This is a genomic window from Microbacterium tumbae (genome assembly GCF_054780175.1).
Window position 1 is genome coordinate 577,462 of sequence record NZ_BAAGWV010000002.1, and the last position, 16,951, is coordinate 594,412.

18 protein-coding genes are annotated in these 16,951 nt (G+C 67.4%); 13 read left to right on the forward strand and 5 right to left on the reverse strand.

Annotation, left to right across the window (positions count from 1 at the left end; translation table 11 throughout):
• Positions 1–144 precede the first annotated feature (144 nt).
• The 6 genes from aceE (at position 145) to ACYVGQ_RS10100 (ending at position 7,777) form a co-directional block, all read left to right on the forward strand.
• Positions 145–2,871, forward strand: coding sequence for a pyruvate dehydrogenase (acetyl-transferring), homodimeric type (gene aceE, locus ACYVGQ_RS10075; protein WP_460784490.1), 2,727 nt, complete (start codon positions 145–147; stop codon positions 2,869–2,871).
• 31 nt (positions 2,872–2,902) lie between these two features.
• A complete protein-coding gene (locus ACYVGQ_RS10080; protein ID WP_460784840.1) occupies positions 2,903–4,096 on the forward strand; it encodes a PucR family transcriptional regulator in 1,194 nt (397 codons plus the stop codon).
• A gap of 85 nt (positions 4,097–4,181) precedes the next feature.
• Complete coding sequence (locus tag ACYVGQ_RS10085; protein WP_460784491.1) at positions 4,182–5,102, forward strand: ACP S-malonyltransferase; 921 nt, start codon at positions 4,182–4,184, stop codon at positions 5,100–5,102.
• A 31-nt stretch (positions 5,103–5,133) separates the two neighbouring features.
• Positions 5,134–6,135, forward strand: coding sequence for a beta-ketoacyl-ACP synthase III (locus ACYVGQ_RS10090; protein WP_460784492.1), 1,002 nt, complete (start codon positions 5,134–5,136; stop codon positions 6,133–6,135).
• Positions 6,136–6,203: 68 nt separating this feature from the next.
• Positions 6,204–6,452 (forward strand): acyl carrier protein, encoded by a 249-nt coding sequence (locus ACYVGQ_RS10095; protein WP_017830435.1) that lies wholly within the window; start codon positions 6,204–6,206, stop codon positions 6,450–6,452.
• An 89-nt stretch (positions 6,453–6,541) separates the two neighbouring features.
• The gene (locus tag ACYVGQ_RS10100; RefSeq protein ID WP_460784493.1) at positions 6,542–7,777 is read left to right on the forward strand and encodes a beta-ketoacyl-[acyl-carrier-protein] synthase family protein; all 1,236 of its coding nucleotides are present in this window, start codon (positions 6,542–6,544) and stop codon (positions 7,775–7,777) included.
• Positions 7,778–7,936: 159 nt separating this feature from the next.
• Here the strand turns inward: ACYVGQ_RS10100 and ACYVGQ_RS10105 are convergent, their stop codons facing one another.
• Positions 7,937–8,440, reverse strand: coding sequence for a DUF3145 domain-containing protein (locus ACYVGQ_RS10105; protein WP_460784494.1), 504 nt, complete (start codon positions 8,438–8,440; stop codon positions 7,937–7,939).
• Between the two features lie 172 nt (positions 8,441–8,612).
• Positions 8,613–9,386, reverse strand: a complete 774-nt coding sequence (locus tag ACYVGQ_RS10110; protein WP_460784495.1) for a hypothetical protein — start codon at positions 9,384–9,386, stop codon at positions 8,613–8,615.
• Between the two features lie 177 nt (positions 9,387–9,563).
• Here ACYVGQ_RS10110 and ACYVGQ_RS10115 point away from each other — a divergent pair, with 177 nt between their 5' ends.
• From ACYVGQ_RS10115 to ACYVGQ_RS10135, 5 genes are all read left to right on the forward strand, one after another.
• Positions 9,564–11,561 carry a DUF262 domain-containing protein gene (locus tag ACYVGQ_RS10115; RefSeq protein ID WP_460784496.1) on the forward strand — a complete coding sequence of 666 codons (1,998 nt, stop codon included), beginning with the start codon at positions 9,564–9,566 and terminating at the stop codon, positions 11,559–11,561.
• Between the two features lie 89 nt (positions 11,562–11,650).
• A complete protein-coding gene (locus tag ACYVGQ_RS10120; RefSeq protein WP_460784497.1) occupies positions 11,651–11,836 on the forward strand; it encodes a hypothetical protein in 186 nt (61 codons plus the stop codon).
• A complete protein-coding gene (locus ACYVGQ_RS10125; protein ID WP_460784498.1) occupies positions 11,833–12,048 on the forward strand; it encodes a hypothetical protein in 216 nt (71 codons plus the stop codon). Before ACYVGQ_RS10120 ends, ACYVGQ_RS10125 begins: the two co-directional genes overlap by 4 nt.
• Positions 12,045–12,404, forward strand: coding sequence for a hypothetical protein (locus tag ACYVGQ_RS10130; RefSeq protein WP_460784499.1), 360 nt, complete (start codon positions 12,045–12,047; stop codon positions 12,402–12,404). Before ACYVGQ_RS10125 ends, ACYVGQ_RS10130 begins: the two co-directional genes overlap by 4 nt.
• A 298-nt stretch (positions 12,405–12,702) precedes the next feature.
• On the forward strand, positions 12,703–13,665 hold the full coding sequence (locus tag ACYVGQ_RS10135) for a hypothetical protein (RefSeq protein ID WP_460784500.1): 963 nt from the start codon (positions 12,703–12,705) through the stop codon (positions 13,663–13,665).
• On the opposite strand, the gene ACYVGQ_RS10140 is transcribed toward ACYVGQ_RS10135, so the two are convergent.
• Positions 13,622–13,888 carry a helix-turn-helix transcriptional regulator gene (locus ACYVGQ_RS10140; RefSeq protein WP_460784501.1) on the reverse strand — a complete coding sequence of 89 codons (267 nt, stop codon included), beginning with the start codon at positions 13,886–13,888 and terminating at the stop codon, positions 13,622–13,624. The two genes, ACYVGQ_RS10135 and ACYVGQ_RS10140, sit on opposite strands and share 44 nt — an antisense overlap.
• Positions 13,889–13,941: 53 nt before the next feature.
• On the opposite strand from ACYVGQ_RS10140, the gene ACYVGQ_RS10145 reads away from it, so the two are divergent.
• Positions 13,942–14,412 carry a DUF2510 domain-containing protein gene (locus ACYVGQ_RS10145; protein ID WP_460784502.1) on the forward strand — a complete coding sequence of 157 codons (471 nt, stop codon included), beginning with the start codon at positions 13,942–13,944 and terminating at the stop codon, positions 14,410–14,412.
• On the opposite strand, the gene ACYVGQ_RS10150 is transcribed toward ACYVGQ_RS10145, so the two are convergent.
• Positions 14,393–14,899, reverse strand: coding sequence for a hypothetical protein (locus tag ACYVGQ_RS10150; protein ID WP_460784503.1), 507 nt, complete (start codon positions 14,897–14,899; stop codon positions 14,393–14,395). The genes ACYVGQ_RS10145 and ACYVGQ_RS10150 overlap by 20 nt on opposite strands.
• A gap of 117 nt (positions 14,900–15,016) precedes the next feature.
• Between ACYVGQ_RS10150 and ACYVGQ_RS10155 the strand changes: the two genes are divergently transcribed.
• Positions 15,017–15,433 (forward strand): hypothetical protein, encoded by a 417-nt coding sequence (locus ACYVGQ_RS10155; protein WP_460784504.1) that lies wholly within the window; start codon positions 15,017–15,019, stop codon positions 15,431–15,433.
• Between the two features lie 170 nt (positions 15,434–15,603).
• Here ACYVGQ_RS10155 and ACYVGQ_RS10160 read toward each other — a convergent pair whose 3' ends face one another.
• The gene (locus ACYVGQ_RS10160) at positions 15,604–16,563 is read right to left on the reverse strand and encodes a hypothetical protein (RefSeq protein ID WP_460784505.1); all 960 of its coding nucleotides are present in this window, start codon (positions 16,561–16,563) and stop codon (positions 15,604–15,606) included.
• Positions 16,564–16,951: the final 388 nt, after the last annotated feature.

Below are 16,951 nucleotides of genomic sequence, written 5' to 3' on the forward strand. Positions count from 1 at the left end.
GCTGTGCTCGCCCCGGCGGATGTGCGACGAGTTCGTGGAACAGGGATAGGCTGAATCCGGCGCGCGTTGTGCCGAGCCGACAAGGCTCCCCGTGTCGCTTCCCGTTTCCTTGGCAAGACCTGCCAGCTTGACGAAAGGCTCCCCGTGACCGTCCACGACCAGGATCCGTACTCCCAGGGCCCCCTCGACAGCGATCCGGAAGAGACCGGCGAATGGCAGCAGTCCCTCGACGAGCTCGTCGATGCGAAGGGCCACGGCCGTGGTCGCGAGATCATGCTCAGCCTGCTCAAGCGGTCGAAGGATCTGCACCTCGGCGTTCCGATGGTCCCCACCACCGACTACATCAACACGATCGCCCCGGAGAACGAGCCGGAGTTCCCCGGCGATGAGGAGCTCGAGCGGCGCTATCGTCACTGGATCCGCTGGAACGCCGCCGTCACCGTGCACCGCGCCCAGCGTCCGGGCGTCGGCGTCGGCGGGCACATCTCCACCTACGCCTCTGCGGCCTCGCTGTACGAGGTCGGCTTCAACCACTTCTTCCGCGGCCAGAACGACCCCTCCGGCGGCGACCAGATCTTCTACCAGGGCCACGCCTCCCCCGGCGCCTACGCGCGCGGATTCCTCGAGGGCCGGCTGACCGAGGCCCAGCTCGACGCTTTCCGTCAGGAGAAGTCCGGCGCGCCGAACGGCCTGCCCTCCTACCCGCACCCGCGCATGATGCCGGAGTTCTGGCAGTTCCCGACGGTGTCGATGGGCCTCGGCCCGATCAACGCGATCTACCAGGCGATGACGAACAAGTACCTCGCCAACCGCGGCATCAAGGACGTCGCCGACTCGCACGTCTGGGCCTTCCTCGGCGACGGCGAGATGGACGAGGTCGAGTCCCGCGGACAGCTCCAGGTCGCCGCCAACGAGGGCCTGGACAACCTCACCTTCGTGATCAACGCCAACCTTCAGCGCCTCGACGGCCCGGTCCGCGGCAACGGCAAGATCATCCAGGAGCTGGAGTCGTTCTTCCGCGGCGCCGGATGGAACGTCATCAAGGTCGTCTGGGGACGGGAGTGGGACGACCTGCTCGCCCGCGACACCGACGGCGCCCTCCTGAACCTCATGAACGTCACCCCCGACGGGGACTTCCAGACCTACAAAGCCGAGAACGGCGCCTATGTGCGGGACAACTTCTTCGGTCGGGACGAGCGAGCGCTCGCCCTCGTCAAGGACTACTCCGACGACGACATCTGGCACCTCCGCCGCGGCGGCCATGACTACCGCAAGGTGTACGCGGCCTACAAGGCGGCGATGGAGCACAAGGGACAGCCGACGGTCATCATCGCCAAGACGGTCAAGGGCTACGGCCTCGGCCCGCACTTCGAGGGCCGCAACGCGACCCATCAGATGAAGAAGATGACGCTGGACGACCTCAAGCTGTTCCGCGACACCATGCACATCCCGATCTCGGACGCGCAGCTCGAAGCCGACCCGTACCGTCCGCCGTACTACACCCCCGGCGCGCAGGACGAGACGATCCAGTACATGCTGGAGCGCCGTCGCGCCCTGGGCGGCTTCCTCCCCGAGCGTCGCAGCACGCATGTGCCCTTCTCCCTTCCGGAGGACAAGGACTACGCGCTCCTGAAGAAGGGCTCTGGCAACCAGGAGGTCGCCACCACGATGGCGTTCGTCCGCATGCTCAAGGACCTCATGCGCGTGAACGGCTTCGGTCAGCGCGTCGTCCCGATCATCCCGGACGAGGCTCGCACCTTCGGCATGGACGCCTACTTCCCGACCGCGAAGATCTACAACCCCAACGGCCAGAACTACACCTCGGTCGACCGTGAGCTCCTCCTGGCGTACAAGGAGAGCCCGCAGGGGCAGATCATGCACGTCGGCATCAACGAGGCCGGCGCCACCGCCGCGTTCACCGCGACGGGGACGTCGTACTCGACTCACGGCGAGCCGCTGATCCCGATCTACATCTTCTACTCGATGTTCGGCTACCAGCGCACCGGCGACGCCTTCTGGGCCGCAGGCGACCAGATGGCCCGCGGCTTCGTCATCGGCGCGACGGCCGGACGGACGACGCTGACCGGCGAGGGCACGCAGCATGCCGACGGCCACTCGCCGCTGCTCGCATCGACCAACCCGGCCACCATCTCCTACGATCCCGCGTTCGGGTATGAGGTCGCGCACATCGTGCAGTCGGGCCTCGAGCGCATGTACGGCGGCTCGCACCCCGACCCGGACGTCATGTACTACCTGACGGTCTACAACGAGCCGATGAAGCAGCCGGCCGAGCCGGAGGATGTGGACGTCGACGGCATCGTCAAGGGCATCCACCGCATCTCCGCCGGCGAGGGCGAAGGCCCGCGCGTGCAGCTGCTCGCCTCGGGCGTCGGCGTGCCGTGGGCGCTCGAGGCGCAGGAGCTGCTGGCCGAGGACTGGGGCGTCGTCGCGGATGTCTGGTCCGTCACGAGCTGGACCGAGCTGCGCCGCGACGGCCTCGCCGCCGACGAGCACAACTTCCTGCACCCTGCCGAGGAGCCGAAGATCCCCTATCTGACGCAGAAGCTGTCGTCCGCGGAGGGGCCGTTCGTCGCGACGAGCGACTTCATGCACGCGGTACAGGATCAGATCCGCCAGTGGGTCCCCGGTGACTACTACACGCTCGGCGCGGACGGCTTCGGCTTCGCCGACACGCGTGCCGCCGCCCGGCGGTTCTTCAAGATCGACGGACCCTCCATGGTCGTCCGCGCCCTGCAGGGCCTCGCCGACAAGGGCACGCTCGATCGCTCCGTCATCGCCCAGGCGATCGAGAAGTACGATCTGCACAACGTCAACGCCGGCACGAGCGGGAACGCCGGCGGCGAGAGCTGAGTCCGCCGTGACAGGCTCGCCTCCCGCGTCGATGGACAAGGCGTCGACCCTGGCCTGGCTGCGCCGGATCTCGGGAGACCTGGCCACCGCGACGATCACGCGCCTGGAGGACACCCTCCCCTGGTACGCCGACATGCCGCCGGCCCGCCGCTCCGCGGTCGGGCTGGTGGCGCAGGCGGGAATCACGTCGTTCATCCAGTGGTACGACGATCCGACGTCTACGCCGTGGATCGCGGCAGACATCTTCGCCGCGGCCCCTCGGGAGCTGCTGCGCAGCGTCAGCCTCACCCAGACGCTCCAGCTGATCCGCGTGACCGTCGAGGTCACCGAGGAGCGGGTCGCCGGCAAGGGCGAGCACCTCCGCGAGGCGATCCTGCTCTACTCGCGCGACGTCGCCTTCGCCGCCGCCGACGTCTATGCCCGTGCCGCCGAGGCGCGCGGGCTGTGGGATGCCCGGCTGGAAGCGCTCGTCGTCGACTCCATCCTCACGGGCGAGGCCGACGAGGAGCTGCCCAGCCGCATCGCGGCCCTCGGCTGGCACGGCCATGGCGAGGTCTGCGTCATCGTGGGCACAACGCCGGCGCAGTTCGACATCGACCAGGTCCGCAGGACCGCGCGCAAGCTCGCCGTCGACGTGCTCGTCGGCGTGCAGGGCTCGCGGCTCGTCCTGGTCGTGGGCCGTGCCCAGACGGATGCCCAGGACCGCGAGGACGACGAGCTCGCGTTCGACGAGATCGCCGCACGGCTCGAACCGTCCTTCGGCCCCGGATACGTCGTCGTCGGCCCGGCGGTCGCAGCCCTGGTCGACGCCGGACAGAGCGCCAGGGCAGCCCTCGCCGGCTTCGCCGTCGCCCGCGCATGGCGCGGAGCACCACGTCCTGTGGAGGCGGACGACCTGCTTCCGGAGCGCGCGCTCGCCGGCGATCCGCTGGCCAAGCAGACGCTGATCGAGCGGATCCACCGTCCCCTGCAGGCGCATTCCACCGACCTCGTCACCACGCTGTGGAGCTACCTCGACAACGGCCGGTCCCTCGAGGCCACGGCGCGCGAGCTGTTCGTGCACCCCAACACGGTCCGATACCGCCTGAAGCGCGTCAGCGAGGTCATCGGCTGGGATGCGACCGGCCCCCGTGAGGCGCTGATCCTCCAGACCGCGTTGATCCTCGGCTCGATCGGCACGGTCGATCCCGTGCGCCGTCGTCCGAACCCGCGGCGCCTGCGCTAAGCGCTGTACGCCACACACAAGGGTTTTCCGTAATCTTGTGAGAGATCATCCACCCTCTGGGGGAAATCGTTGGCAGACTGGTCAGGTGATTGTCGTCGCCTGCCCCGGACAGGGCTCTCAGACCCCCGGTTTCCTCGCGCCCTGGCTCGAACTCGACGGCGTCGCCGATCGGATCGCTGCTTACTCCGATGCCGCCGAGGTCGATCTGGTCCGGCACGGCACGGTCTCGGATGCCGACACGATCCGCGACACGCGGATCGCACAGCCGCTCATCGTCGCGGCGTCGATCATCGCCGGCCAGGTGCTGGTCGAACGCGCAGGGCGCAGGGCCGACGGCATCGCCGGGCACTCCGTCGGTGAGATCGCCGCCCTCGTCGGCGCCGACGTCATCAGCGCGGAGGACGGCATGCGCATCGTCGGAGTCCGCGGACGTGCGATGGCGGATGCCGCGGCGCAGACGCCCACCGGCATGAGCGCGATCCTCGGAGGCGACGAGGAGACCGTCCTGGCCCGCATCGCCGAGCTCGGCCTCTCCCCCGCGAACTACAACGGCGGCGGCCAGCTCGTCGTCGCCGGCACCCTCCCCGCCCTCGCGGCGCTCGCGGCCGACCCCGTCAAGGGCACCCGTGTCATCCCGCTGCAGGTGGCCGGGGCGTTCCACACCTCGTACATGTCGCCCGCCGTCGAGGAGCTCCGCGCGGCCGTGGCGGGGATCACGGCATCCGCGCCCTCCCTCACGCTCTGGACCAACCACGACGGATCCGTCGTCTCCGACGGCGCGCAGGCGCTCGACCTGCTCGTCGGCCAGGTGGCATCGCCGGTCCGCTGGGACCTGGACATGGCGTCGTTCTCCGCGCACGGCATCACCGGCCTCATCGAGCTCGCTCCTGCGGGCGCGCTCACCGGGCTCGCCAAGCGCGGACTGCGCGGCATTCCCGCCGTCGCCGTCAAGACCCCCGAAGACCTCGACGCAGCCGTGGAGCTGCTGAACGGAGCAGCCGCATGACCGCCGTACTGAGCGAGCGAAGCGAGACGAAGTGACCGCCGTGCTCAAGCAGGCCTCAGGCCCGGCCTACACCCGCATCTATGCCTACGGCGCGGCGCGCGGCGAGAACGCGGTGCCGAACGAGGACCTCATCGGCCCGATCGACTCGAGCGACGAGTGGATCCGCCAGCGCACGGGCATCGTCACCAGGGCGCGGGCCGCCGCCGGCACCGATGCCATCGATCTCGCGACGGACGCCGCCGCGGAGGCCATCGCGAACAGCGGCGTCGACGCCTCGCAGGTCGACCTCGTGATCGTCGCCACCATCAGCAACCCGAAGCAGTCCCCGTCGGTGTCGGCGATCGTCGCGGACCGCGTCGGCGCCAACCCGGCCGCCGCCTACGACATCAACGCCGCGTGCGCCGGATACGCCTACGCGGTCGCACAGGCCGACGCGCTGATCCGCACCGGGGCCGCGCACTACGCCCTCGTCATCGGCACCGAGAAGCTCTCCGACATCGTCGACCCGGCCGACCGGAGCATCTCCTTCCTCCTCGGCGACGGGGCGGGCGCAGCGCTCATCGGACCCAGCGAGACCCCCGGGATCGCCCCCGCCGTCTGGGGCTCCGACGGCTCGAAGGCGGATGCCGTCGGCATGAACCACACGCTCACGGAGTTCCGCGACGGCCTGGCGCCGTGGCCGACCCTGCGCCAGGAGGGCCCGACGGTGTTCCGCTGGGCCGTCTGGGAGATGGCCAAGGTTGCCCGCGAGGCTCTGGAGGTCGCGGGCGTCGAGGCATCCGACCTCGCCGCATTCATCCCCCACCAGGCGAACATGCGCATCATCGACGAGTTCGCGAAGCAGCTGAAGCTCCCGGAGAGCACCGTGATCGCCCGCGACATCGAGACGACGGGCAACACCTCGGCCGCTTCGATCCCGCTCGCGAGCCACCGCCTGATGTCCGAGCATCCCGAGCTGTCCGGAGGCCTCGCCCTGCAGATCGGCTTCGGCGCCGGGCTCGTGTTCGCGGCTCAGGTCGTCGTCCTCCCCTGATCCGCGTCCGCGGTTGCCTAGACTGTTCCACGGTTCCGATTACAACCCGCAAGAAAGAGGAAAACCACATGGCTTTCACCAACGATGAGGTCCTCGCCGGCCTCGCCGAGCTCATCACCGACGAGACGGGCATCAACGCCTCGGAGGTCGCGCTCGAGAAGTCCTTCACCGACGATCTCGACATCGACTCGATCTCGATGATGACGATCGTCGTCAACGCGGAGGAGAAGTTCGGCGTCACGATCCCCGACGACGAGGTCAAGAACCTCAAGACCGTGGGCGACGCCGTCAGCTTCATCGTCGCCGGCCAGGAGTAAGACCCGACGGGTGCCGCGCCCGCGGGCGTGGCATCCTCCGGCTTGCCGGCTCCCCTCCCGACCCCCGCTCGACAAGGAACCACACCCCCATGACCAAGCGCATCGTCGTCACCGGCATCGGCGCCACCTCCGCCATCGGCGGCACCGCTCCGGAGAACTGGACCAACCTGCTCGCCGGCGCCTCCGGAGGACGCTCCCTCGAACACGAATGGGTCGCGGAGCTCGAGCTGCCGGTGACCTTCGCCGCCGAGGCGATCGTGCGTCCGGAGGAGGTGCTGGCGCGCCCCGTCGCCAAGCGTCTCGACCCCTCCTCCCAGTTCGCGCTCATCGCGGCCATGGAGGCCTGGGCGGATGCCGGCTCCCCCGACGTGGACCCCGAGCGCCTCGGCGTCGACTTCGCCACCGGCATCGGCGGCGTGTGGACGCTGCTGGACGCCTGGGACACCCTGCGCGAGAAGGGTCCGCGACGCGTCATGCCGATGACGGTCCCGATGCTCATGCCGAACTCGGCCGCGGGCAACCTCTCGCTGCACTTCACGGCACGCGCCTTCGCCCGCACGGTCGCCTCCGCCTGCGCCTCCAGCACCGAGTCCCTCGTGAACGCCTACGAGCACCTCCAGGCGGGCCTCGCGGACGTGGTGATCGCGGGAGGCACCGAGTCGGCCATCCACCCCATCACGATCGCCTCCTTCGCGTCGATGCAGGCGCTCTCGCGCCGCAACGACGATCCGGCCACCGCCTCCCGTCCGTACTCCGTCGACCGCGACGGCTTCGTCATGGGCGAAGGAGCAGCCGCTCTGATCGTCGAGACCGAGGAGCACGCCAAGGCGCGCGGAGCGAGGATCTACGCGGAGATCGTCGGCGGCGGCGTCACGGCCGACGCTTATCACATCACGGCCAACGCTCCCGAGGGTGCGACCAGGGCGGTGACGCTGGCGCTCGAGGCCGCCGGTCGCACGCCGGACGAGATCACCCACGTCAACGCGCATGCCACCTCGACACCGGTGGGCGACCCCAACGAGTACATCGCCCTGAAGAACGTGATCGGCGATCGCGTTCACGAGGTCCCGGTCTCGGCGACGAAGGCGTCCACGGGCCACCTCCTCGGCGGCACGGGCGCCCTCGAGGCGATCTTCGCCATTCTCGCGATCCGAGACCGCGTCGCGCCTCCCACGATCAATCTCACGACGCAGGACCCCGAGATCCCGCTGCGCGTCTCGGGCGACCCCCAGCCGCTCGGCGACGGCCCGCAGCTCGCGATCAGCAACTCCTTCGGCTTCGGCGGCCACAACGCGGTCGTCGCGATCGCCGACTACGAGGGCTGACGGCTCGCCCTTCCCGGGGTGTGCATGACGAAGGCCCCGTCTCCGGTTCCTGCCGGGGGACGGGGCCTTGGTCATGCGGGGCGGGCTTCGGTTTCTCAGTCTCCGGGATGTTCCACCGGCGGCCGGTACTTCCGCCTTCCCGCCCCGAGCCCGCGGCGGTCAGCCGACCTTGTGGAGCCAGACGACCCGCGCATCGTCGCTGGCGTGGCGGAAGGGCTCCAGCTCCTCGTCCCACGCCGATCCCAACGCGACGTCGAGTTCGCGCTGCAGCTCGGTCGCGTCTCCGGCCGCGATCTCCATCGCGTAGCGGATGCGATCCTCGCCGATGACGATGTTTCCCGCGGCATCCGTCTGCGCGTAATGGATGCCGAGATCGGGAGTGTGCAGCCAACGCCCGCCGTCGCTGCGCGGCGTGGGATCCTCTGTGACCTCGAAGCGGAGATGCTCCCAGCCGCGGATCGCCGTGGCGAGGGCAGCCCCCGTGCCGACGGGGCCGTCCCAGTAGAACTCGGCCCGGCGAGATCCTTCGAGGACGGGCTGTTCGTCCCAATCGAAGTTCACCGCACGACCGATGGCGCGTCCCACCGCCCATTCAAGGTGCGGGCAGAGCGCGCGAGGCGCGGAGTGGATGTACACCACTCCGCGTGCGTAAGCCGTCGCCATGATCTCTCCGTTTCATCAGGTGCGTCTTCCCCAACGACCTGAGCCAACGAAGTGGCGAGAATATGCGGTTGTAGGGCCATTCTCGCCCAAGACGGGCGAAATGACAAGCGTGTGATTCGACGACGGCGGCCCGGGTCGATGTCGACCAGGGCCGCCGTCGCGATCGGCGTGCCTATGCCTCGCTCATGGCCTGCTTGACCTGCTGTCCCTTGGCCGCGTAGTAGGCGGCGCGGGCCGCGTCCTTACGGGCCTGCTCGATGTAGCCGGCCTCGAGGACGTCCTGCGGGACCGGGTGGTTCTCGACCTGATCCGTGCCGTGGTACTTCTCGATGTAGGCGTCGAGCTCGGGTCCGGAGGTCCACGACGTGATGAGGTTGTAGCGCGGCTCGGTGCCCACATGGGTCGCTGCGTGCCAGAGGCGCTGCGTGTCGATGATCAGCTGCGCGCCGGCCGGAAGCGCGATGCGCACCTCACCCGCGGGGTCCGTGCGGTTCTCGCGCAGGACGAAGAAGCTGTCCTTGTCGTCCGTCAGGTTGAAGAAGCCGCGGACCACCCAGCCGGTTCCATCCGGATTCAGCCTGTTGTTGTCGTCCTGATGGAGGTTGTACAGGCAGTCGCCGTAGGTGTTCGGCTGCAGCTCGATGATGCGGCAACGGCCCACGTTGGCACCCGGCTCCTGCGCGCGACGCGTGAGGATCGGCGCCTTCTCCGTCTGCGAGGGGATCCAGACGCCGTCCTTGTCCGTGCGCGGCGGCTTGTGGTTCCAGAAGCCGTTGCACTCGATGTCGCCCTTGGCGCTCGCGAGCGGAGCGAAGCGCGTGTCGCCGGAGGACTTCCAGTCGACGTACTCGATGTCCAGCCACTCCTTGGGGTCGAGCGCCTGGTTGTAGCTGTCGAGGACGACGAAACCGCGCTCTTCGAGGTACTCGGACTTGATGTATCCCATGATCGAGTCATGTTCCTTTCATCGGGGGCCAGCACGTTTTAACAGGCCCTGATAAGGCAAGCCTAACAGCGCATCCCGGACGCGCCGTGGAGCTCGACCGTGGAAAATCCGCCCGGGCTAGACTCGATGACGGCGGAGCGCGGGTTTCCGTCGTGGTGAGGAGCAAGAGCGAAGAACATGGCAACGGCCACCAATGTCGAAGCGACCGCGACCGGCACCGTCGAATGGCTCTCCTCTCCCGGCACGGCGATCGTGGTGCCGGTGTATCAACGGCAGTACAGGTGGGACATCGGCGCCTGCGAACGGCTGCTCTCGGACGTGCGCGCCGTCGCCGACGAGGACGAGCGCCACCGGCACTTCATCGGGTCGATCCTCTCCGCGCAGGACGCCTCCGACGCGGACCTCATCCTCATCGACGGCCAGCAGCGCATCACGACGCTGATGCTGCTCGCGGCCGCGCTGCACCACACCGTGCGGGACTCCGACCCCGGCATGGCCGCGGAGCTCGAGCGGGTGCTGATCCGCTCGGCGGACGATCGCCGCACGCGGCTGCGCCCCCATGACGCGTGGGCCGAGCTCTACGACTCGGTCGTCCTGGACCGCAGGGACGACGCCGACCGCGAATCCCGCTTCGACGACAACTACGCGTTCTTCCGCAGCCAGGTGCACGCCGAGGAGGCGCCGCGCATCTGGAGGGGACTCAAGAAGCTGGAGCATGTGTCGATCACGCTCGGCCCCGACGCCAACGCGCAGCAGATCTTCGAGAGCCTGAACTCCACAGGGGAGCCGCTGCGCGACCACGAGCTGATCCACAACTACATCCTGATGGGCCTCACCCATGGCGAGCAGCAGGAGGTGGAGGAACGCTTCTGGCTGCCCATCGAGCAGCATACCGGCGAGAGCATCGGCGCCTTCTGGCGGCACTACCTCGTGATGACGACGGGCCGCGAGCTCGCTGCCGGCGGCGAGCACGGCGTCTACAGCGCCTTCCGACGCTCGTTCCCGCGTGTGGATGTCGCACAGCTGCAGGCGGATGCCGAGATCTGGCGCCACTTCGCCGAGCTGTACGGCATCATGCTCGATCCTTCGCGCGAGAGCGACCCCGACGTCCGACGACAGCTCGAGTACGTGAACGCCTTCGGCCGCGCGTCGTATCCGCTCGTCATGAGCGCCTACAGCGATCACCGTCGCGGGCGCATCGGCCGAGACGAGCTGGTGGAGACGCTGGAGTGGATCCAGGCGCTCTATCTCCGCCGCGCCGTCGTCAACCTGCCGACCGACCGGCTGATCGCGCGGCTCTGCCGTGCACGTGAAGAGGGCGCGGCATCCCTGAAGCGCGCGTTCGCCCGCATCACCCCCTCCGACGAGCGGGTCAGCGCATTCCTGAAGTACCGCGAGCTCCCCCACGCGGCCTACGTCCTCGGAAGGCTCGAGAACGTGCCGGATGCGTCCGCCTTCGACCTGGAGCACATCGTGCCCTTGGCCCCGGGAGAGTCTTGGTCCGGCGACGGGGTCCGAGGGTGGAACGAGTACTCGGAGGACGAGCAGAACAGCCACAGGGCGCTCGCCCCGACGCTCGGCAACCTCACCCTGCTGGAGCAGGGACTCGCCGAGCGCGTGTTCGGAGCCTCCTTCCCTGAGAAGCAGCGGGACGCCTACGCCCGCAGTGCGGTGCTCGCCACTCGCGTCCTCACCGAGGCGGGCAGCTGGGGGACCTCCGCGATCTCACGGCGCACGGAGCAGCTCACCGAGGAGTTCCTGCGCATCTGGGCCCGCCCCGACGTCCTGGAGATCGACGACGACGGTCTCACCCCGATCCTCGACGCCGTGCGCCGACGCGGCTGGCTCGCAGGGTGGGAGCGCGAGTTCTCCTACGTGGAGTACCGCGGCGAGCACTGGGAGGTCCAGGACGTCAGATACCTGTTCAACAGGGTGTTCCGGCGCGCCTGGACCGACGACCGCGCCGCCGCCCTGTCGTACAGCGCGGCGCACGGCGGCCCGCTGTACGACGCGATGGCGTGGAAGGGGCAGTGGGACGAGCTGGACGAGACGCACTTCCTCTACATGGGATGGGACTCCAACTACATGATGACCGCCGTCCAGGGGGTGCTGGAGGAATCCGGCATCGCCGCGGAGGTGTTCGTGAAGTACTCCTACATCGGCGATGTGATGTGAGGAGCTAGCCCGGCCGGCGCTCCGCGTCAACCGGGTGGGGGAATCGCTCCCCGCGTCCTACCGTGATCGCATCACGAGAGGAGAAGACCATGTCGAACGCATTCCCTCCCGCGTTCCCGTTCCCTGATGGCGAGCGGGACGCGAAGGATCAGGCGACCCATGAGGTGGACGGCGAGGAGGTGCTCGATCCGGACGTCGATCCGTCGCGCGTCGACAGCGCCGAGGCGGACCGTCTCGCCGCCGGCGCCCCCGATGACGACCGGGTGCTGCCGTGAGCGACCTCTCCGGCGCTCCCGAGGCCTCCGAAGAGGAGACGCCCTCGAACGATCAGCTGCAGGAGCCCAGCACCGAGAAGGATCCGGAGGAGGAGCCGAAGGCGCCGCCCCGTTCCGAACCGCAGCCCAGCCATGAAGCCGTCGGCATCGGAGTGACCGGCCGGCCGCAGGCGGAGCCCGGACAGGACGTCCAGGACGAAGACGGGTCATGAGCATCGAACTGAACCGTCCCGCGGCGCGCCAGGCCCGCAGGCTCGTCGGGGACGGCGACGTCGTCAGGGACGAACGGGACGACTGGTCGGAGGCCGCCCCCACGGTCGACGAGGAGAACGCCTTCATCCACGAGCACGGATGGACCGAGTTCTCCCACTGGCATCTGGGTGTCGACAGATCGGAGAACCCGGAGACGAAGCAGGCCTATTCGTTCCCCTTCGGGGACTTCCGAGCCGTACGCCGCTCGGGGGTGATCTCGGGCGAGAGCCGAGCCGGCCAATACGATCACTCCGAGATCCGCGACGAGCTGAGACGACTTCTGGAGCTCATCGACGACCCCTCGTCGTCGGGATGAGTGGGGCCGGTGGGACTTGAAACCCCTATGCCCGCTGCACCATCTCGCGCCCATGCCGATCCTGCCCAGTCATAGTGCCGCAAGTGGATGCTGATAGCTATCCGATGAAACTCGATGTCACGCCCACATGTTGTGGGCAAACAGTGGGCATCACAGGATGCGACCGGACGATCCCCTCCCCCGGGGTCTTGATTCCGTCAGGGATGCTTTCATAGGGCCGCTGATCGTCAGAACGAACCTGCGCGGATCGGAGTAATTCTGTAGCACGGAAAGCGTGACCGCTGGCTAGACTCCGGCTATGGCAGAGGAGTTGGGGCACTCGGTGTGGAGTGAGCGATTCGTGTATCTGATACAAGAGTCATTCGAGTTCCTTGAGAAGGCCGCGAAACATCATCGAGATCGAGTCGTGGTTCGTGCGGTACCTCGCCGTGATGGCGAGCATCGAATCGTCTATCGGTACGGCGTCAGAGGAGAGTTGAAACCGAACGGGTTGACCGAGGAGTTCCGCGACATCCTCGGTCGTGCTCGTTCATTGCTCGACATCGCGATGTACACGGCAGCTAGCGAGGCAGCCTCGCCACCATTAACCAGGTCTGAGGAACGGGGCACGTACTTTCCCATCGCGAGTACAGCTGAGGAATGGAGCAAGGTCGAGCAGAAGCGTCATCTTGCCGTGCTAACCAGTCAGCAACGATCTGCCCTCAAAGCCATGCAGCCTTTCTCCACGGGCGCCGGCGTGATTACCTGGTTTCAGCAGATTCACAACACTGACAAGCATCGCCGCCCGTTGGTTCTTGAGACTATCCCCGACCCCGAGTTCGTGATGGTTTTCGGCGAGGTCGAGCCGCTTCTAGGCGAAACGCGCGAACACCGGCTGGACTGGGTCGACCCGCTTCCTGCGGTTGCGCAGCGAGTCGATTTTGTTGAGATCTGGTCAGTAGATCCCATCCGGCACGCGGGCGTGGAGGATGTGCCAATCGCGCTTGCTGTCTGGGTGGACGAGGACTGGCGAGATGTCCAGCATCTGCTCTGGGACGTCATCGAGTTCACATCTCGTGCATGCGCGATCCTCTACGACGGGGATACCGGGCTCGCAGATGCGTTCAAAGCGATCTTCGGTCGCGAGCGGGCACAGCTGGCAGCTTTCAATCGGATGATGGTTACGGGCGATCCAGAAGCTGAACGTGAGTGGGCGAGCTATTCCTCGGGCCCGTTCCTCACTGACGCCCGTCCAGATGTCCTACGAGGTCACCGAGGCTGATCTCGAATGCTCTCGCGATGTGGAACCACGTTGTGAGTGTGCCGGTGGTAGCGGGCTTATTCGGGTTACGTCGTGACTTTCCGCTCTCCAACGTCACGAGTGTTGAGCGCCCCACGCCTGAACGCGCGGCCAACTCGTCGTAGCTCCAGCCGCGCTCATGGCGAAGATGTGCGAGGTGAGCACGAAGCGCAGGAAAGTTCGGTTCGTCGACAGGCTGGGACACCCTTCAAGCCCACAGCGACAGACCTTCCGATACGTTATGGCTAGCCATCAGAGATGATGGATAGCCACCCGATCTTGGAGGACACTGTGACCAATCCCTCTCTGCAACCTCAACAGCCGCCAACCTCTATCCCCGCGGGGTGGTATCCAGATCCGCAACAGCCGAACCTACAGCGCTGGTGGGATGGGAACCAATGGACAGAACACCTTGCATCGATTGGTCCGGCAGCGACCGGCTCGGGAAGCCTCTACAACGAGGCTCGCGACCTGGCCGCTGGGAAGAACTCGCCCGCGACATGGTCCCTCGTGATGGGGCTCCTCGGGCTTTTCTTGGGCCTGATGCCGAGTCTGGTCTGGAATCTGGTGAGTTTCAGCAGCGGAGCCGCCGCGATCATCTGGGCCGTAATCGGACTCAATCGGGCGCAGCGGGTGAACCGAGGGCGAGGCCTGGCGATCGCCGGGCTAGTGATCGGTATCTTCGTCGTGCTTGCTGATCTGGTTGGCATCAGCATCCTGTACGTCTGAGTGCCTGCGCGAGCGCCTTGGCATCCTCGGAGTCGCGGGCGGCATTCGGGATCGTTGTCAAACGACGTAGCGCGGGGACAGGCGCTACCGCGAGTCCTCTCACGTCGGCGACAATCTCGTTCCACTGCCCCGCCCAGTGCAATCCGGGGTACGCCGCGCGCATGCGATCCGGAGGCACCTCGGCGGACCAGATCGGGACGCCGAAGCGAAGACGGCTGTAAGAGATCGCCGTGCGCCTGAACGGCGTCCACGAAAGACCGGTCACGCCTGCTGCGGAGGATGCTCGATACAGCACCAGAGGATTCTTGGGGCGAGCATCCTCTCTGACCTCGGCGTCGAGCAGGAATCCTCCGAGACCGTCGTAGATCTCAAGCCACTCATCCTCGGATGCCAGAGTCATTGGCGCGTCGTGACGAGTCCAGAGATCGCGCAGAACGCTCGCACGAGCAGACAGGGGCGTCGCGTAAAGGTCGGCAAGTAGGGGCATACCGTAGGGCTTCACAAGTTAACCTCTCGCGACGATCATGATCGTATGCACAATGACAAGTATTTGGTAAGTCGGACTCGGGCTGACGCCGCTGACCGGGCGTCGAAGGCCTGGCGGATGCGGGTTGCCGGTGGTGGTTGGGATGACATCGCGAAGGCGCTGGGGATGCGCGGCGGCGCCCCTGCGGCATATAGGGCGGTGAAGAACTACTTCGGGAGCGTCCCTCAGCCGGATCGCGAGATGCTGCGCGAGATTGCCCGGCAGCGGGGAGAACGTCTCTGGTTGCGCGCTGCTGCCGCGGTGGAGGATGCTCCCACCCCTGCGGCTATTCGGGCAGCGGTGTCGGTGCTGGAGAGAGCGGCACGGCTGGACGGCCTCGATCAGCCGACCCGTGTTGCGGTGGCTCCCGACGATGAACAGTTCACCGCGCTGGTCGAAGCCGCCGCACGCGGGCTGGGGCTCCCGCTTCCGGAGGAGGCGAACATCTTCGATCCCGAGTACGTGGACGCGGAGATCGTTCAGGACGAGGAATGACTGACGACGCTGCTCCCGGCGTTCTGACGCGTTCCCTGTCGCCCTTGGCCCTTCTACGTGGCCGGGCCGTCCTGTCGCGTCAGGTGAGCCCTCAACATCGCTGAGGCCCACCGGGGCCGCCCACCGCAGCACAGTTTTCCCACCTCCGCCCGTGGGCAGCCCCTGCTCGATCACCAGGCGACAGATTCTGCCTGGTGGAGCTTCTCCTGCTTGACCCTGCGCGCCGTCTCCAGGCGGGTCTGAAGGCGTGCGCGGAACTCGTCGCGACGCTCCACCGGGGCGAGGTTCGGACGGTCCTCCCAGACGGCGTCCACGAACGACACGATGCCGTCACCGTAGGTCCACGGTTCCGCGAAACCGTTCCCGTCCGCGGCCCGTGACTCGTAGTAGCAACGGAAATCATCCGGAGCCATGTAGAACGCCTGGGCGAAGCCGGTTGCGGCTTCCACCGCTCGCACGCGGAGATCTTCCACGCCGAGAACTTCAGGCCGACGATCCAGGACTTCCTGGCACGGCCCGCACACCGGTGCCGGAGAACCGTCAGGCCACTTCATGAAGCTCGGCCCCTCATACCAACGGATCGCTTCACGACGCCCGCAAAGACCGCACGCGCCCTGGGTGCAGGGACCCGCGACACGCTCACGAACCACCTCGGCATGGACGCGACGCACCTCATCCCGCTGATCCAGCGATACGTGACCCCACGGACGCCCTGTGGCGATGCCCGCACCTTCGGCGGTGAAGCTCAGCGGTACGGGGAAGCCGATTTCATCCCACTCGCGGAGCCGCCCCACGACTCGCGGCGCGTCAGCCTCCGAGACCGGCGTTCCGAGGACACCACTCAACATCTGCCCCAGCGTCGCGGTCGCGCACGTCTGGCATTCACGCCGCCACTGATCCGTGTCCTTCGGCGATACAGCTGCCCTACGCATCGCTACTCTCCCGGTACTACCCGGCAGAGCGACGAGGCCCGTGACCGGTTCAACGTCCCGGGACCCCTCACCTGCCTTGGCGATGCCGCCGCACCTCCTGCACAGGGCCTTCGGCAGATTCCGCTCACGTTCGCGACGGTCGTCGTCCCGGCTCACCCACCCACGCAAACCGGCAAGCCGCTGATTCAGGTCGTTCACTTCCGCCCCCTCCTCATACTCGACCACGCCTGGATGTCGCGGCTGTAGTTCCCAGCGTCGTCACGGCGGACTGCACCGCCTGCCTCCAAGCGCCTCAGAGCGGCGTCCCGCTCACCGGGTGTGAGCCGGTAAGAGACACGCCCCACGACTTCCGGCAGCGAACCTCCTGTCCCGACAGCGGCCAGAACATGCCGCTCATGACGCATGTACCGTCCGGCCTGCGTGTGCTTGTTCATTCGTCTTCTCCTTCCCAGCACGCGGCGCACCATGCGCCGAGTATCAACGTGCTCCCCGCTACGGTGAATGCCGTGAGCTGGCCATCCCCCTCAACGCGATGACCGCACATCCCGCACGCGGTCGCAATCCTCTCGATGTGGGCCTCCACAGC

Excerpts from the sequence above, each read along its gene's own strand:
- ACYVGQ_RS10080 (WP_460784840.1), top strand. The coding sequence starts at position 2,903 with ATGGACAAGGCGTCGACCCTGGCCTGGCTGCGCCGGATCTCGGGAGAC.
- ACYVGQ_RS10095 (WP_017830435.1), top strand. The coding sequence starts at position 6,204 with ATGGCTTTCACCAACGATGAGGTCCTCGCCGGCCTCGCCGAGCTCATC.
- ACYVGQ_RS10100 (WP_460784493.1), top strand. The coding sequence starts at position 6,542 with ATGACCAAGCGCATCGTCGTCACCGGCATCGGCGCCACCTCCGCCATC.
- ACYVGQ_RS10105 (WP_460784494.1), bottom strand. The coding sequence starts at position 8,440 with ATGGCGACGGCTTACGCACGCGGAGTGGTGTACATCCACTCCGCGCCT.
- ACYVGQ_RS10110 (WP_460784495.1), bottom strand. The coding sequence starts at position 9,386 with ATGGGATACATCAAGTCCGAGTACCTCGAAGAGCGCGGTTTCGTCGTC.
- ACYVGQ_RS10115 (WP_460784496.1), top strand. The coding sequence starts at position 9,564 with ATGGCAACGGCCACCAATGTCGAAGCGACCGCGACCGGCACCGTCGAA.
- ACYVGQ_RS10120 (WP_460784497.1), top strand. The coding sequence starts at position 11,651 with ATGTCGAACGCATTCCCTCCCGCGTTCCCGTTCCCTGATGGCGAGCGG.
- ACYVGQ_RS10130 (WP_460784499.1), top strand. The coding sequence starts at position 12,045 with ATGAGCATCGAACTGAACCGTCCCGCGGCGCGCCAGGCCCGCAGGCTC.
- ACYVGQ_RS10135 (WP_460784500.1), top strand. The coding sequence starts at position 12,703 with ATGGCAGAGGAGTTGGGGCACTCGGTGTGGAGTGAGCGATTCGTGTAT.
- ACYVGQ_RS10145 (WP_460784502.1), top strand. The coding sequence starts at position 13,942 with ATGATGGATAGCCACCCGATCTTGGAGGACACTGTGACCAATCCCTCT.
- ACYVGQ_RS10150 (WP_460784503.1), bottom strand. The coding sequence starts at position 14,899 with ATGCCCCTACTTGCCGACCTTTACGCGACGCCCCTGTCTGCTCGTGCG.
- ACYVGQ_RS10155 (WP_460784504.1), top strand. The coding sequence starts at position 15,017 with ATGCGGGTTGCCGGTGGTGGTTGGGATGACATCGCGAAGGCGCTGGGG.